Source organism: Streptomyces sp. NPDC096046, assembly GCF_040303285.1.
In the GTDB taxonomy this organism is placed as follows: Bacteria; Actinomycetota; Actinomycetes; order Streptomycetales; family Streptomycetaceae; genus Streptomyces.
The window spans coordinates 96,858-111,274 of record NZ_JBEOSZ010000012.1; the positions used below are offsets into that span (position 1 = coordinate 96,858).

Consider the following 14,417-nt stretch of genomic DNA (forward strand, 5'->3'; position numbering starts at 1 on the left):
CCGTCAGCCGTTGATCCCGCTGTAATGCCGCAGGCTCCACTTCCACAGCCCGCGCGCTGCCAGATACGCCAGCAGCCCGAGCAGCGGTGAGGCCGCCGCGAGCCAGTACGGGACTCCGGTCGAGTGGCCGTGGCCCGTCAGGACCGCCGCCGGGAAGTAGGCGACGAACGCGAGCGGCAGCCCGAAGGTCAGGAAGCCGCCCACCGCCCTGGGCAGCACGTTCAGGGGGTAGCTGCCGAAGGTGCCGAGGAGTTCCTCCAGCCAGCGGCCCCACAGGTCGGCGGCCGGGAAGCGCAGCGACGCACTGGCCAGCACCGTGAACAGGGCCGCCTCCAGCAGCATGCCGCCGAGGACGGCCGCGATCAGGTACGTCACGCGGCCCGTCGTCCAGTCCAGCTCGCTGCGGGAGAGCGCGCCCACCATCAGGCCCGCCGCCACCGTCAGGTCCCCGATCGCGTTCGTCGGGAAGAACGCCAGCTGGATCTGGCGGTGGACCGGCATCGGGCGCATCAGATAGATGTCGATCCTGCCCTCCTGGACCTGCCGGCCGGCCCAGTGCATGCGCCCCAGGAACAGCACGAACAGCCCGTGCGCCAGCATTCGCGTCGCCGGGATCAGCAGCACGTCGGAGCTGTCCCAGCCGCCCATCCCGGCGAACCGCGACAACAGCACCGTCGCGAACACGATCACCGACACCTGCCAGATCGCCCCGATCGCGATCATCAGCAGGAACTCGGTGCGGTACTCCAGCTGCGCGCGGAAGTTGAGCGCCGTCACCCGCCACACGATCCGCAGTGCCTTCAGCGACATCTCAGCCTCCCTGCGAGATCACGCGCCGGGCGGCCCGCCGCCACAGCAACCGGGTGAACAACGCCAGCGCCACGATCCACGCGGCCTGCACGGAGAGCTGGAACGCCGCGTCCGACAGGGGAATCCGCCCCACGTACAGCGACAGCGGCACGCTCAGTGTGGCCTGGAAGGGCAGGAACGCGCTCATCGTCACGAACCAGTCGGGGAAGAACCACAGCGGCGCGTACACCCCGGACAGCAGGTTCTGCGCGAACAGCAGGATCAGCATGGCCGCGGTGTTGCGGACCGTCCAGAAGCACAACTGGTCCAGGACCAGCATCACGTAGTACAGCACCCACTGGCCCAGCAGCATGCTGAGCAGGAACACCCCCGCCGCGGCGGACGACGCTGGCGGCTCGACGACGCCCGCGGCCAGGCAGATGAGGTATCCCGCCAACGCCCAGGCCAGCCCGTACAGTTGCTCTCCGGCGGCCCGCAGGGCGTAGTAGCGCTGCGGGGGCAGCGGCCGCAGGTACCAGTACACGATGGTGCCGAAGTGCATGTGCTGCAGGACGGTGTCCCGGCCCGCGTACTGGTCCAGTTCCCGCAGCCGGGACGCCAGCACGGCCAGCACGGCGTACGTGACCGCCTGGTCGCGGCTCAGCCCCGCGGTCGTGCCGGTCTGCGCGTACAGGCCCCGCCACAACGACCAGACCAGCACCACCTGCACGGCCAGCCGCAGGGCGACGGCGGTCATCCGGGGCGGTGCGTTCAGCTCGCCGAGCGGGGTCACCCGGGCGGCGCGCCAGGCCTGCAGCAGGGCCACGTCAGGCCTCCCCGGCATGCGCGTACGCGGCCCGCATCACGTCCTCGAGGTCCGCCTCGTCCAACGCGATGTCCGTCACCTCGAACCGCTCGATCACCGCCTTCAGCGCCTGCTGGAGGGTGGGCGCGTCCGGCCCGTCGGGGCCCAGGACGATCTGCGCGCCGGTGTGCCGCAGCAGTGTGGTGCCCGGCGGCGGCACGACCTCGGCGGGCGGATCGGCCAGCGTGGCCCGCACCTGCCAGGTCGAGCCGAACGTCCGGCGGATCTCCTCGAGCGAGCCGTCCAGCATCAGCCGGCCGTGATTGACCAGCACGACCCGCTCGGCGAGCCGCTCCACCTCCGTCATGTCGTGCGTGGTCAGCAGCACCGTACGGCCCCGCTGCTCCACCTGGTGCCGCAGGAACTCCCGCACCTGCTCCTTCACCACCACGTCCATGCCGATCGTCGGCTCGTCGAGGAACACCACCGGCGGGTCGTGCAGCAGCGCGGCGGCCAGATCGCTGCGCACCCGCTGACCGAGGGAGAGATGGCGCACCCGGGTGTCCCAGAACGACGACAGGCCGAGGATGGCGTCGAACTCCGCCAGCCGGGCGGCGTGTTCGGCCTTCGGCACCTCGTAGATGTCGCGCAGGATCGCGAACGACTCGCGCACCGGCAGGTCCCACCACAACTGGGTGCGCTGCCCGAACACCGCCCCGACGTTGCGGGCGTTGCGCTCCCGCTCCCGGTACGGCACCACGCCCGCGACCCGGGCCTCGCCGGACGTGGGCGTGAGGATCCCGGTGAGGATCTTGATGGTGGTGGACTTGCCGGCGCCGTTCGGGCCGAGCAGGGCGAGGAGTTCGCCCGCCGCCACGTCGAAGGTGATGTCGCGGACGGCGTGCTTGGCCACCCGCTCCGGGTTGACGAGGGAACGGACGGCGCCCGTGAAGCCGGGGCGGCGGACGGTGGTGTGGAAGGTACGGGACAACCCGCGGACCTCGATGGCGACACTCAACTGACCCACCAACTCCCAAGTGGTGAACACAGCGACGGCCGGTCGGCGCGAGGGCCGACCGGCCGTGGAGGACACCCCGAGCCTGTCGGAATGTCGATCAGTCGGTCAATCGATTAATCGGCTGCCTACCTGACGGTCGAGAGGACGAACGAGAACTCCACCGGCTGCGCCCTCAGGAAGTACTGCGGCAGCGGACCCGGGCCGCAGGACTGAGAACCGATGCCGTGCAGCCCGTGGTCGAGGTTGACCCACACCGTGTCGCCGGCCGTGAGATCGCTGCGGTGCCGGGCGGCGTCGAGCTGCTCGGTCGTCCAGCGCCGCGCGGTGAACCAGAACTCGGGGTCGCCCTCGATCCGCAGGCCCCCGAGCTCCACCCAGCGCACGTCGGCACGGGCGCCGTTCTCCTGCGGACGCACGTACGGCGTCTGCAGCCCGTCCACCGTCGACTGCCAGCGGCCCACCATGGACGCCTTCCGGGTGTCCGGGTACGCCTCGCCGGGACCGCCGCCGAACCACTCCACCCGGTCCGCCTCCGCCAGCCCGAAGCGCACGCCGAGCCGGGGCAGCGGCACGGTCCAGTCGCCCTGCGGCGTCACGGACACGGACAGCCGCAGCCGCTCGCCGTCGGACGTCCAGCGGTACACCGTGTCCAGGCCCACCTCGCGGGCGGCGGGCGCCACCCGGGTCCGGACGGTCAGCGCGTCGTCGCCGGCCTCGACGGAGACCAGGCGGTGCCGCATGCGGTGCAGGCCGAGCGTGCGCCACAGCATCCCGTAGCGGGTGTCGGTCTGCCACTCGGCACCGTCGTCGTTGTCGGTCGGCGCCCGCCACACGTCCAGCCGCGGCGCTGCGGAGACCTCCACCCCGTCGACCGAGAGGAGCGCCCCGGTGCGGGCGTCGAACCGGGCCGGGCCGAGCGTGATCCGGTGCCCGTCGAGCACCGGCCGGTCGGTCGCGGGGAAGGACGGCAGCGGCCGTGCCCCCACCGCGAACTGGCCCCAGGCCACGACGTGGCCCTTCGGGGCCCAGGACGTGTCGTCCGCGAGCAGCGCCCGCACCGTCCACTGGCGTTCGCCGCCCCGGCCGTCCATGGGCGGCTCCGGCAGCTTCACCTCGGCGCTCTCGCCCGGTGCCAGCGCCGGCACCCCGAGCGAACCCGACTCGACGGTCTCGCCGTCCACCTGGCACGACCACTCGAAGGCCAGCGCGGACAGGTCGGCGAAATCGTGCTTGTTGGTGACCCGCACGGTGCCGTTCGCGCCGTCGCCCTCGATGTGGACGGGCTCGATCACCTTCTTGTACTCGACGAGACCCGGCGACGGGGTCCGGTCCGGGAAGACCAGCCCGTCGCAGACGAAGTTGCCGTCGTGCAGTTCCTCGCCGAAGTCACCGCCGTAGGCGTAGCCCAGCTCGGGGTGCTTGACGCCGTGGTCGATCCACTCCCAGATGAACCCGCCCTGGAGCCGCTCGTACTTCTCGAACAGCTCCTGGTAGTCGGCGAGCCCGCCCGGGCCGTTGCCCATGGCGTGCCCGTACTCGCACTGGATGAAGGGGAGCTCGCGGCGCTTGTGGGTGCCGCCGTCGAGCCGCTGCCCGATCTTCTCGACCTCGTCGTGGGAGGCGTACATCCGCGAGTACACGTCCGTGTCGCGGCAGTTCCAGTCGCCCTCGTAGTGCACGAGCCGCTCGGGGTCGCGGTGATGGATCCACTCGGCCATGGCGGTGAGCCCGCGGCCGGTGCCGGCCTCGTTGCCCAGCGACCAGAACACGACCGACGGGTGGTTCTTGTCCCGCTCGACCATGCGCGCCGCGCGGTCCAGCAGGGCCGGGGTCCAGCGGTCGTCGTCGACCGGGTTGTCCCGCCAGTCCTGCTCGGTGAAGCCGTGGGTCTCCAGGTCGCACTCGTCGATGACCCACAGGCCGTACTCGTCGCACAGGTCCAGGAAGGCCGGGTGCGGCGGGTAGTGGGAGGTGCGCACGGCGTTGAGGTTGTGCCGCTTCATCAGCAGCACGTCCTCGCGCATGGTCTCCAGGTCGAGCGCGCGTCCGTGCTCGGGGTGCCACTCGTGCCGGTTGACGCCCTTGAACAGGACGGCCTTGCCGTTGACCTTGACGAGCCCGTCCTCCAGGACGACCGTGCGGAAACCGATCCGCAGCGGCACCCGCTCCCCGCCCGTGGCCAGCACACCGTCGTAGAGCTTCGGCGTCTCGGCGGTCCACGGCTGCACGGTAACCGTCACCGGCTCGCCGGTGGTGACATCGATGTCCAGGGCCGGCACGCTCACCCGGCCGTCGACGTCGGAGTCGACGCGCAGGGTGCCCTCGCCGGTGGTGTGGTCGTAGGAGGCGTGCACGAAGAAGTCGCCCGCGCCGTCCGCCGGGCGGTGCAGCAGCGTCACGTCACGGAAGATGCCCGGCAGCCACCACTGGTCCTGGTCCTCCAGGTACGACCCGGCCGACCACTGGTGCACGCGCACGGCGAGCACGTTGGCGCCCGGCTTCAGCAGCTCGCCGACCGCGAACTCGTGCGGCATCCGGGAGCCCTTGAACTCGCCGAGCTCCGTGCCGTTCAGCCAGACGCGGGCGCAGGACTCGACACCGTCGAAGCGCAGCACCGCCCCGCCGTCCGACGGCCAGTCGGACGGCAGGTCGAAGAAGCGCAGATGGTCACCGGTCGGGTTCTCCGTCGGGACGTACGGCGGGTCCACCGGGAAGGGGTAGAGGTGGTTGGTGTAGATCGGGGAGCCGAACGCCCCGTCGCCCTGGAGGACCCAGTGCCCGGGGACCGTGACCTCGGCCCAGTTCCCGGCGTCGTAGCCCTCCTCGGCGAAGGAGTCGTCCTCGGCGCCGGCGGTGGCCGACAGCCGGAAACGCCAGCTGCCGTTCAGGGACAGGGACCGCGCGTCCGAGGACGCGTACCAGGCACGGGGCGGCAGGGCACCGCTGCCCGGAGAGACGTCCTCGACGTAGTCGACGGATGGGGTCGTGCGGAAAGACATCGGTCTCCTAGCTCAGCCCTTGATGCCGGTCTGCGCGATCCCCTGCACCAGCCAGCGCTGGAGGAAGAGGAAGACGAACACCAGGGGCAGGATCGAGATGGCGGTGGCCATGAAGATCAGGTGGTAGTTGACGGTCTGGTTCGTCATATACGACGACAGCGCCACCTGGACTGTCCAGGCACTCGGATCCTGTCCGATGACCAGGGGCCATAGGAAGGCGTTCCAGCCGTTGATGAAGGTGATCGTGGCGATGGCCGCGAAGAAGTTCAGCGAGTTCGGCACGACGACACGCCAGTACGCGCCCCAGTAGCCGAGCCCGTCCACACGCGCCGCCTCCTCGAGCTCCTTGGGGAACCCCAGGAAGTACTGCCGGAACAGGAAGCAGGTGAACCCACTGAAGAGGCCCGGGATGATCAAACCCCGGTAACTGTCCACCCAGCCGAGGGACGAGACGAGGACGAAGCTCGGCACGAAGGTGACCGCCGTGGGCACCATCAGGGTGACCAGGACGGCGTAGAAGACCTTGTTGGCGTGCTTGTAGGGGATCCGGGCGAGGCCGTACCCGGCGAGCGAGCAGATCAGCAGGATGCCGGCGGTGTGCAGGACGGCGACGACCACGGAGTTCCACATGGACTGGGCGAAATCCACGGTGACGTCGTTGAAGGGTTCGGTGAAGTTGCCCCACTGGATGGTGGTGGGGAACCACTTCCACTCCTCGCCCGTGATCTCCGGGTCCGTCATCAGGGAGTTGCGGACGATCAGGTAGAAGGGGATCAGGAAGAGGATCGTGGCGATACCTGTCGCGATGTACAGCCCGGTGTTGCCCATGACGCCGCCGTGCTTGGCCTTGACCGGCTTTGCGGCCTTTGTGACGTCGGGTGCTGTGGTGGTCACTTGGATTCCTCACCCCTCCCGAAGCCCATGATCTTTCCTTGGAACAGCGTCACGATGCAGATGAGCACGGTCAGGACGACCGCGCCCGCGCTGCCCGCGCCGTAGTTCTGGTTCTCGCCGAGGGCCATCTTGTAAAGCTCGACCAGCGGGGGTTGGCCCCAGGTCGCCTTCTGCAGCAGGTTGAAGAACTCGTCGAAGGCCTGGTAGGCGGCGATGAGCAGGAGCAGGATCACCGCGGTCGACGTCGCCCGCAGCTGGGGCAGTGTGATGTGCCTGAAGGTCTGCCAGCCCGGCTTGGCTCCGTCGATGGCGGCGGCCTCGTACAGCTCCCGCGGGATGTTCTGCAGTGCCGCCAGGAAAAGGATCATGAAGAAGCCCGACTGCAGCCACAGACGGACGGTCACGATGACTAGCCAGTACCAGGGCGGGTCCGGGTTGGCCAGCCAGGCGATGTTCTCGACGCCGAACCAGTCGAGGACGGTGTTGGCCAGACCGAAGCGGACGCCGTTGAAGAGGGACATCTTCCAGATCAGCGAGGCGGCGACATAGCTGACCGCGGTCGGCAGGAAGAACACCGACCGGAAGAACGCCCTCATGAACCGCAGTCGGTTCACCAGCAGCGCCAGCCCCAGCGACATCGCCCAGGTGGCGGGCACGATGAACGCGGCGAAGACGGTGAAGGTGACGAGGGAGTTCAGGAAGTCCTCGTCGGTGAGGACCTGCCGGTAGTTGTCGAAGCCGACGAACTCGCTCGGCGTGACGGTGAAGCGCGCCTCGAAGAAGCTGAGCCAGATGCTCCAGCCGATGGGTACGAAGACGAAGATGATCAGGCCGAGCAGGAACGGCCCGGTGAACAGCCAAAAGTTGAAGGTGCTGCTCGCCCTGAAGCCCCGCCGCGGCCGGGTCTTGGAGACCTTGGCCGGGGCGGGCTGGGCGACCCCGCGCGTGGTGGTGGTCGACATGTCGAGATCCGTCCGGCGCCCTATCCGAAGAGCTTCTTGAGTTCGGTGTCGACCTTCTTCTCGCACGCGGCGAGCTGGGCCTTGGGATCGCCGTTCTTGCGGACCGAGTTCGCCATCACGTCGTTGAACGAGGCGATCATGGCCTGCGTCCAGCCGATGTTGTCGAAGTGGCCGAACTCATTGAACAACTTGACACCCTCGGCCGGGAGACCGGACTGGAGCTTGGAGGCGCTCTCTGCGAGCGAGGTGCGCGGCGGGATGTGGAAGCCGTAGGAGGTGGCGAAGTCCTCCTGGTACTTCTTCTGGTCGATCCACAGCCACTTGACGTATTCCTTGGCTGCCTCGACGTTCTTGCCCTTGGCGTTGACGAACATCGACCAGCCGCCGTTGTAGACCGACTCCTTGCCGGAGGAACCGACTTTCGGGAAGGGGAAGATGCCGATGTCGTCGCCGAGAGCCTTCTGCATGGCCGGCATAGCCCACATGCCGCACCACTGAATGGCCGTCAGTCCCTGAGTGAAGGCCGACGGGTCCCACCAGTCCGCAGGGGCGTCGAGCAGCAGGTTGCCGCTGGTGAACAGTGAGCGCAGCTGCTTCAGGCCCTCCGCGACGCCGTCGGTGTTGAACGCAGGCTTGTTGTCGGCGGTGAGGGTGTCGGCGCCTGCCGACCAGATCAGATTGTGCTGGAACGCGGTGAGGTTGTTACCGAGGTAGGCGCCCTTGACCTTGTTGGTAGTGAGCTTTTCTGCGGCCTCGAGCAGCTCCTCAAGGGTGGTCGGCACCTCGATCTTCGCCTTCTCGAACATCGAGGGCCGGTAGAAGAAGAACTGCGGGTCGTCGATCATCCGGACGCCGTATATCTTGCCGTCGACCGTGTGGGACTTGATGTCGGCCTGGTTGAAGTCGTCCTTGACCGGTTCGACGATGTCGGTCAGGTCGGCCACCTGACCGCTCTTGATGAGCTGGATCTGCGGGTGGAACTCGAAGACGTCCGGCGCGTTCTTGGTGAGCAGCGCGGCGAACAGCTTCTGCTCGAAGTTGGAACCGGTGATCCACTGCGTGGTGACGTTGGCGTCCTTGTACGCCTTCGCGTATCGCTTGACGGCCTGTTCGACGCCCGCCTCGCCATACGCGTGGAAGTACTGGACGAGGGCGTCCCCCGACCCGTCGCCGCTGCGTCCGGTGTTGCTGCCGCACGCGGCCAGACCGCCGGCGGCGGCCAGGCCCATCGCGGCCCGCAGTACGTTGCGGCGGTCCCAGTTCATGTTGCTCGATGCCGACATGCTGACGTCCTTGTCTCGAGTGCGGCTGCGGCTCTGCGGCTCACTGCCTGATGTCACGGCCCGGGGGGGCTCGCACCAGATGGCTCAAAGGGAGGTGCGGTGCGGGACGCTAGAGCTTCGGTTAAGCCTTCGGCAAGGGGTTGGACGAAGTCTGTGCGAAGCGTTGTTTTCGGTTCGCGATTTCGAACACCCGGAGGGAGTGGAGGAGTTGGTTCCACCCCTACGGCGGTGGGACGGTGGTGCGTCTCCTCGCGGGGGCGGTGCGTGTGCCGTTCCGCTGCCCGACGGCCTGCAGCGCGCCCTCCAGCGCGAACGTCGCCGCGCCGAGGCACACCGGGTCGGTGGGGATCGGGGAGAGAACGACCCGGGTGGCGGCCAGCGGCCGTGGCAGCGCGTGCCGGGTCACGGCCTCGCGCACCTCGTGCAGCAGCGGCTCGCCCAGGGTGCGCGCCACCCAGCTGCTCAGCACGACGACCTCGGGGTTGAACAGGTTGACCAGGTCCGCGACACCGGCGCCCAGATAGCGGGCGGTGTCGTGCACGACCTGGCGCGCCACGGGGTCGCCCGCCGCGACTCCGCGGGCCAGGGCGTCGATGGTGGCCGTCTGGTCATCGGGGTGCAACAGCGGGCTGCCGGGGCTCAGTTCGCACAGGTTCAGCATGATGCCGCGTGCGCCGACGTACGCCTCCACACAGCCGTGGTCGCCGCAGCGGCACAGGCGTCCGTCCAGCACCATCGTGGTGTGGCCCCACTCGCCGGCGCTGTTGCTGACACCGCGGTGCAGTCCGCCGCCGAGGACGAGCCCGGCGCCGACGCCGGTGCCGAGGTTGACCACCACGGCGTTCCCACGCCCGCGCGCGGCTCCGAACCACAGCTCGGCGACCGCGCTGGCGCGCAGCGGGTTGTCCAGGTACAGCGGGTAGGCGATGTGCTCGGTGAGCAGTTCTAGGAGCGGTACGTCGTGCCAGTCCCAGTTGGGCGCGTATTCCGAGATGCCGGTCGCGCGGTCCACCTGCCCCGGCACGCTCACGCCGACCCCGAGCACCCGGGCGCCCTCGATCCCGGCCTGGGTGACCACCGAGCCGACGGCGGTGGCCACGTGGCCGACCACCTGCTCGGGCAGGCTCTCACTGGGCGGGACGTCCTCCTCGGCGCGGGCCAGGACGTTCAGGCCCAGGTCGAACAGCTCGACATGGACGTACGTCTCGGCGATGTCGACGCCGATCAGCGCGCCGCCCGAGGTGTTGACCGCGACCAGGCCACGGGGGCGCCCGCCCGCCGAGTCCTCGAAGCCGACCTCGGTGATCATGCGGAGGTCGAGCAGTTCGCCGACGAGGGTGGCGACCGTCGCGAGGCTCAGACCTGTGGCCGCTGCCAGTTCCTGCCGGGAGGTGGGTGACTCGGCGATGATCTGGCGCAGCACCTCGTAGCGGTTCGCGGTGCGGATGTCACGTGAGGTGCGCTTCACCGGGTGCCCCATTCCTTCCCAGACCGGCCGGCCGGGTCGGACGTCGGCACCGGCGCGGCGCAAGGCTATGGGCTGCCGGGACTTTCGACAAGGGGTTAGGAAAGGGGCTTTATAAAGTGCGGGCCTGGTGAAAGCCGGTGATGGCCGACCGTGGCCCCTGCCCATGATGCCTCAGTGCGGGTGCGGCCCCCGGCTGCGGGTGCGGGGCGGGGCGGGGTGTTGTCAGTCCGCGTCCTCGGCGGCTCCGCCCGTCGCGCCCGCCGCCTCCTCGCCCCGGCGGCTCCTGCCGGCGACCGCGGCGGCCAGTTGCCGCTGCACCTGCTCGGGCAGGGGGGTGCCGCGCACGGTCCCCGTCAGGTCCTGGGCCAGGTTGTGGAGCTTGGTGTTGGTGTTCTGGGAGGTCCTGACCAGTACGCTCCAGGCCGCCTCGGGGCTCAGGCCGAAGGAGGCCATCAGTATGCCGCGGGCCAGGTCGATGGTGGGCCGGGTCTGCATGGCGCGGCGCAACTGGGTGACCTCGGCGCGGAGGTCCTGGTCGTCCTCCTGCGGCGGGGCGGTGGCGGGCAGGGCGCCCTCCCGCGGGTCGGTGTCCCCGCCTTCACGCGGGCCGGTGTCCTCGAACAGCTCCCGCGTGCCCGTCAGGCCGAGAAGGCGCTCGACCGCGGCGCCGCAGGACCGGACGGTGACCGTCTTGCCCTGGGCGACGGCGTGGGCACGCAGGTCCAGCAGGGCTTTGAGGCCGGAGCAGTCGCAGAACCCGACCGCGTCCAGACGCAGGTCGATGCCGCTGCCCGACAGGGCGAGCATGTCGTGGAGTTCCGGCAGCAGCCGACGGCTGCCCAGGTCCAGTTCGCCCCACATCGTCACGGACATCCGGTCGCCGTCCGGAACGACGTCCATGGTCGCCATGCACGGCGGCACCGCCGCCGGCCCACTGTCGCCCGCCACGGGTGCCCCCGGCCGCGGGTGAGACGGCGCAGCGTACGCAGGCTCCGGCATGGCCCTGTTCTCCCTCGTCTGTCCGCCTTGCCTCGCTTCCAGCGTTGCCGCTCTACCCCATACACGTCAACCGATACATGAAATGGAGTACGTGTTTTTGAGTGCGCGAATGCGATGTCGTTAGAGTTGGAGCATGGATGGAGTGCCCGAGCCACACACCGGATGGACGTTCCTCACCAACCACGCCCGCGTGCTGGCCGCCATTGCCGACAATCGCAGCGCCCGCATCAGGGACATCGCGGCCCACTGCCGGCTCACCGAACGAGCCGTGCAGAAGATCATCGCCGACCTGGAGCAGGACGGATACCTCTCCCACACCCGGGAGGGGCGCTCCAACACGTACCGGATCGACCCCGGCAAGGTGCTGCGTCACCCGGCCGAGGCGGGTCTGACCGTGGCGTCCCTGATGTCCCTGCTCGTCAAGGACGAGGCCGACCGCGCCACGAACTCCACCTCCCGCGTCCGCCCCCACGCCACCACCTGACCGACGGAGCGCCGTGGCCGGACCATGTCGCCCCGCCCGTACGTGCGCGTGCGCCCCGCAGGGCATCGCCTTCCCCGCCGATGGGCGATAACCCGTGGCACGGTGATGCGATCCCTCCCAGGGCTGAGGCCCTGGGGTTCCTCGCACGACCGGGTACGGCGTCCGCGCGGGCATGCCGCGCGGACGCGCACGTGCTGAACCCGACCCGGCGGGCCGCCCGCCGTGGACGGCCGGCCGGCCCCGGTGCCCCGCTACGCGCCCGCGAGCACCTCCCGCACGAAGGTGTTGGTGAACTTCCCCCGGGGGTCCAGCTCCCGCGTCAGCGCCCGGAAGTCGCCGAGCCGCGGATACAGCGCGCGCAGGGCGGGGGCGGGTACGGCGAACACCTTGCCCCAGTGCGGCCGTGCCCCGAAGGGGGCCAGCGCCTCCTCGACCCGCCGCACCACCGGCAGCACCGCCCGGGTGTCCTCGACCCAGGTGAAGTGTGCCGCGACGGTGTCCCGGCCGTGGCAGGGGCTCAGCCATTGGTCGTCGCCGGCGACCGTGCGCACCTCGCAGGTCTGCAGCACGGGGGCGATCGTCGCGCGGATCGCGTCGAGCGCGTGCAGCATCTCCACGGCGTGCCCGCGCGGCAGCAGGTACTCCGACTGCAGTTCCGCCCCGCTGCTCGGGACGAACTCCGCCCGGAAGTGCGGCAGCCGCTGGTGCCACGGCCCCGGCACACCGAACTGCTCGGTGCAGTTGAGCGCGGGCATGCCCGGCACCGGGTGCATCTTCTCGGTGGCGGGAGTGGCCCAGGGAAAGGCGGGCAGCGGCTGGTCGGTGCGCCGCTTGAGCCACACCTGACGAAAGCCCGGCGCCCGCCAGTCGGTGAACAGGCTGACGCTGTACCCCGTCGCCGTCACCGTCTCGAACGCCCCCTGGTCCAGGCCCTCCAGTGGCAGTTCGGTGAACACGTGCTGCTCGACCTCGTAGGCCGGCTCCAGGTCGAGGGTGAGCGCGGTGACGACGCCGAGCGCGCCGAGTGAGGTGACGGCCCCGCCGAACCGCTCCTCGTCCCGGCCCATGGTGACCGCCGAACCGTCGGCCGTGACCAGCTCCACCTCCCGCACGGACACCGAGAGCGGGCCGTTGAGCACCCCCGAGCCGTGGGTGCCGGTGGCGACCGATCCGGCCACCGAGATGTGCGGCAGGGACGCCATGTTGTGCAGCGCGAGCCCCTGCCCGTGCACCCGGCGGGCCAGCTCCGCGTAGCGCACGCCGCCGCCGACGCGAACCGTACGGGCGGCCGTGTCGACGTCCACCTGAGGGGGCAGGCCGGCCAGCGACAGCAGGACGCCCTCGGGACCCGGTTCGGCGATCTCGTTGAACGAGTGCCCGCTGCCCAGGACCCGCACCCGGTCGCCGTCCGCGACGAGCGCGCGCAGTGCGGCGAGCGAGCCGGGCCGGTGCAGTTCCTTGGCCGCGTAGGTGATGTTGCCCGCCCAGTTGGTCACGGTCCCGTTCATCGGGTCTCCTTCGTGGATACCCCGGCCTTCGGGCCGGGGAGGAAACGAAGCTCCTGCGGAGCAGGGCAGGGAAAGGCGAATCGCGCAGACGGCGTTCGCCAACTTCTTCGCCAAGCGTGCGAAGTACCCGCGCTACAAAACGCGGAAGAAGTGGAGGGCATCGGCCGAGTACACCCGCAGCGCGTTCAAGTGGCGCGACGGAAAGCTGACTGTGGCCAAGATGGCTGAGCCTTTGGACATCCGCTGGTCCCGGCCCCTTCCTGAGGGGGCGGAGCCGACAACGGTGGCGGTGTCCCGTGACAGTGCGGGCCGCTGGTTCGTGTCCTTGCTGTGCGAGGACTCCATCACTCCCGCACCCGCCACCACGGCGGCCGTGGGCATCGATGCCGGGATCACCTCCCCGGTGACTCTGTCCACCGGCGAGAAGATCACCAACCCGAAGCACGGGCGCCGCGACCGCGCCCGCCTGGCTCGCGCGCAGCGGGAGCTGTCCCGGAAGGCGAAGGGCTCGGCGAACCGAGAGAAAACCCGCCGGAAGGTCGCCCGCATTCACGCACGGATCGCCGACCGGCGCCGCGACTTTCTCCATAAGCTGTCGACTCGTCTCGTCCGTGAGAACCAAACGGTTGTGATCGAGGACCTCACCGTCCGCGACCTGCTGAAGAACGGCAAGCTCGCGCGCGCCGTCTCGGATGCGGCATGGACGGAACTCTGCTCGATGCTGCAGTACAAGTGCGCCTGGTACGGGCGCGAACTCGTGGTGATCGACCGCTGGTTCCCCAGCTCCAAGCTCTGCGGGGCCTGCGGCACCGTCCGCGAGGAACTGCCGCTGAACGTCCGCGAGTGGACGTGCGACTGCGGCACCGTGCATGACCGTGACGTGAACGCGGCACGCAACATCCTGGCCGCCGGGCTGGCGGCGTCTGCCTGTGGAGACGGTGTAAGACCTCAACGGGAGTCCTCCCGGACGGGGCGGTCGTCGGTGAAGCAGGAAAACCAGCGGGCGACCGCTGGAATCCCCCGCCTTTAGGCGGGGGAGGAAGTCAACGCGTCGTCCTTCCCCGCCGCAGCAGCGGGGGACCGGCTAAGCCCCCCGCCGGAACCTATCCCGGCCTGTCGTCCATTGCCGTCGCCGCCCTGGCCGCATACCGTGGAGGCCCTGTAGAGAGCGGTTTCCATCCGTGTCGCCGAGCCGGAAAGGTCACCTC

At 69.7% G+C, this 14,417-nt stretch carries 11 protein-coding genes and 1 pseudogene; 2 read left to right on the forward strand and 10 right to left on the reverse strand.

The window, feature by feature from the left end; translation table 11 throughout:
• Positions 1–3 precede the first annotated feature (3 nt).
• The 9 genes from ABTX62_RS13660 to ABTX62_RS13700 all read right to left on the reverse strand — a co-directional run bounded on the left by ABTX62_RS13660 (position 4) and on the right by ABTX62_RS13700 (position 11,127).
• A complete protein-coding gene (locus ABTX62_RS13660) occupies positions 4–810 on the reverse strand; it encodes an ABC transporter permease (RefSeq protein ID WP_352116328.1) in 807 nt (268 codons plus the stop codon).
• 1 nt (position 811) lies between these two features.
• Positions 812–1,615 (reverse strand): ABC-2 family transporter protein, encoded by an 804-nt coding sequence (locus tag ABTX62_RS13665; RefSeq protein ID WP_352116329.1) that lies wholly within the window; start codon positions 1,613–1,615, stop codon positions 812–814.
• 1 nt (position 1,616) lies between these two features.
• Positions 1,617–2,612 carry an ABC transporter ATP-binding protein gene (locus tag ABTX62_RS13670; protein WP_352116330.1) on the reverse strand — a complete coding sequence of 332 codons (996 nt, stop codon included), beginning with the start codon at positions 2,610–2,612 and terminating at the stop codon, positions 1,617–1,619.
• Between the two features lie 125 nt (positions 2,613–2,737).
• Positions 2,738–5,611: a glycoside hydrolase family 2 TIM barrel-domain containing protein gene (locus ABTX62_RS13675; RefSeq protein ID WP_352116331.1), complete on the reverse strand. Its 2,874-nt coding sequence runs from the start codon at positions 5,609–5,611 to the stop codon at positions 2,738–2,740.
• Positions 5,612–5,623: 12 nt separating this feature from the next.
• Entirely contained in the window at positions 5,624–6,505 is an 882-nt protein-coding gene (locus ABTX62_RS13680; protein ID WP_352116332.1) for a carbohydrate ABC transporter permease, read from the reverse strand.
• Positions 6,502–7,467, reverse strand: coding sequence for a carbohydrate ABC transporter permease (locus ABTX62_RS13685; RefSeq protein ID WP_352116333.1), 966 nt, complete (start codon positions 7,465–7,467; stop codon positions 6,502–6,504). Before ABTX62_RS13685 ends, ABTX62_RS13680 begins: the two co-directional genes overlap by 4 nt.
• A 20-nt stretch (positions 7,468–7,487) precedes the next feature.
• Positions 7,488–8,750, reverse strand: a complete 1,263-nt coding sequence (locus ABTX62_RS13690) for an ABC transporter substrate-binding protein (RefSeq protein WP_352116334.1) — start codon at positions 8,748–8,750, stop codon at positions 7,488–7,490.
• A gap of 220 nt (positions 8,751–8,970) precedes the next feature.
• Entirely contained in the window at positions 8,971–10,230 is a 1,260-nt protein-coding gene (locus tag ABTX62_RS13695) for an ROK family transcriptional regulator (RefSeq protein ID WP_352116335.1), read from the reverse strand.
• Between the two features lie 210 nt (positions 10,231–10,440).
• Positions 10,441–11,127 carry an ANTAR domain-containing protein gene (locus tag ABTX62_RS13700; protein ID WP_352116336.1) on the reverse strand — a complete coding sequence of 229 codons (687 nt, stop codon included), beginning with the start codon at positions 11,125–11,127 and terminating at the stop codon, positions 10,441–10,443.
• 223 nt (positions 11,128–11,350) lie between these two features.
• On the opposite strand from ABTX62_RS13700, the gene ABTX62_RS13705 reads away from it, so the two are divergent.
• Positions 11,351–11,701 (forward strand): helix-turn-helix transcriptional regulator, encoded by a 351-nt coding sequence (locus ABTX62_RS13705; protein ID WP_352116337.1) that lies wholly within the window; start codon positions 11,351–11,353, stop codon positions 11,699–11,701.
• A 251-nt stretch (positions 11,702–11,952) separates the two neighbouring features.
• On the opposite strand, the gene ABTX62_RS13710 is transcribed toward ABTX62_RS13705, so the two are convergent.
• Entirely contained in the window at positions 11,953–13,209 is a 1,257-nt protein-coding gene (locus ABTX62_RS13710) for a D-arabinono-1,4-lactone oxidase (RefSeq protein ID WP_352116338.1), read from the reverse strand.
• Between the two features lie 76 nt (positions 13,210–13,285).
• On the opposite strand from ABTX62_RS13710, the pseudogene ABTX62_RS13715 reads away from it, so the two are divergent.
• Positions 13,286–14,239: pseudogene (locus ABTX62_RS13715) on the forward strand (RNA-guided endonuclease InsQ/TnpB family protein); the annotation flags it as partial.
• Positions 14,240–14,417: the final 178 nt, after the last annotated feature.

What these genes read in the sequence shown, in the direction of transcription:
- ABTX62_RS13660 (WP_352116328.1), bottom strand. Translation starts at nt 810, where the DNA reads ATGTCGCTGAAGGCACTGCGGATCGTGTGGCGGGTGACGGCGCTCAAC.
- ABTX62_RS13675 (WP_352116331.1), bottom strand. Translation starts at nt 5,611, where the DNA reads ATGTCTTTCCGCACGACCCCATCCGTCGACTACGTCGAGGACGTCTCT.
- ABTX62_RS13685 (WP_352116333.1), bottom strand. Translation starts at nt 7,467, where the DNA reads ATGTCGACCACCACCACGCGCGGGGTCGCCCAGCCCGCCCCGGCCAAG.
- ABTX62_RS13690 (WP_352116334.1), bottom strand. Translation starts at nt 8,750, where the DNA reads ATGTCGGCATCGAGCAACATGAACTGGGACCGCCGCAACGTACTGCGG.
- ABTX62_RS13695 (WP_352116335.1), bottom strand. Translation starts at nt 10,230, where the DNA reads ATGGGGCACCCGGTGAAGCGCACCTCACGTGACATCCGCACCGCGAAC.
- ABTX62_RS13700 (WP_352116336.1), bottom strand. Translation starts at nt 11,127, where the DNA reads ATGGCGACCATGGACGTCGTTCCGGACGGCGACCGGATGTCCGTGACG.
- ABTX62_RS13705 (WP_352116337.1), top strand. Translation starts at nt 11,351, where the DNA reads ATGGATGGAGTGCCCGAGCCACACACCGGATGGACGTTCCTCACCAAC.
- ABTX62_RS13710 (WP_352116338.1), bottom strand. Translation starts at nt 13,209, where the DNA reads ATGAACGGGACCGTGACCAACTGGGCGGGCAACATCACCTACGCGGCC.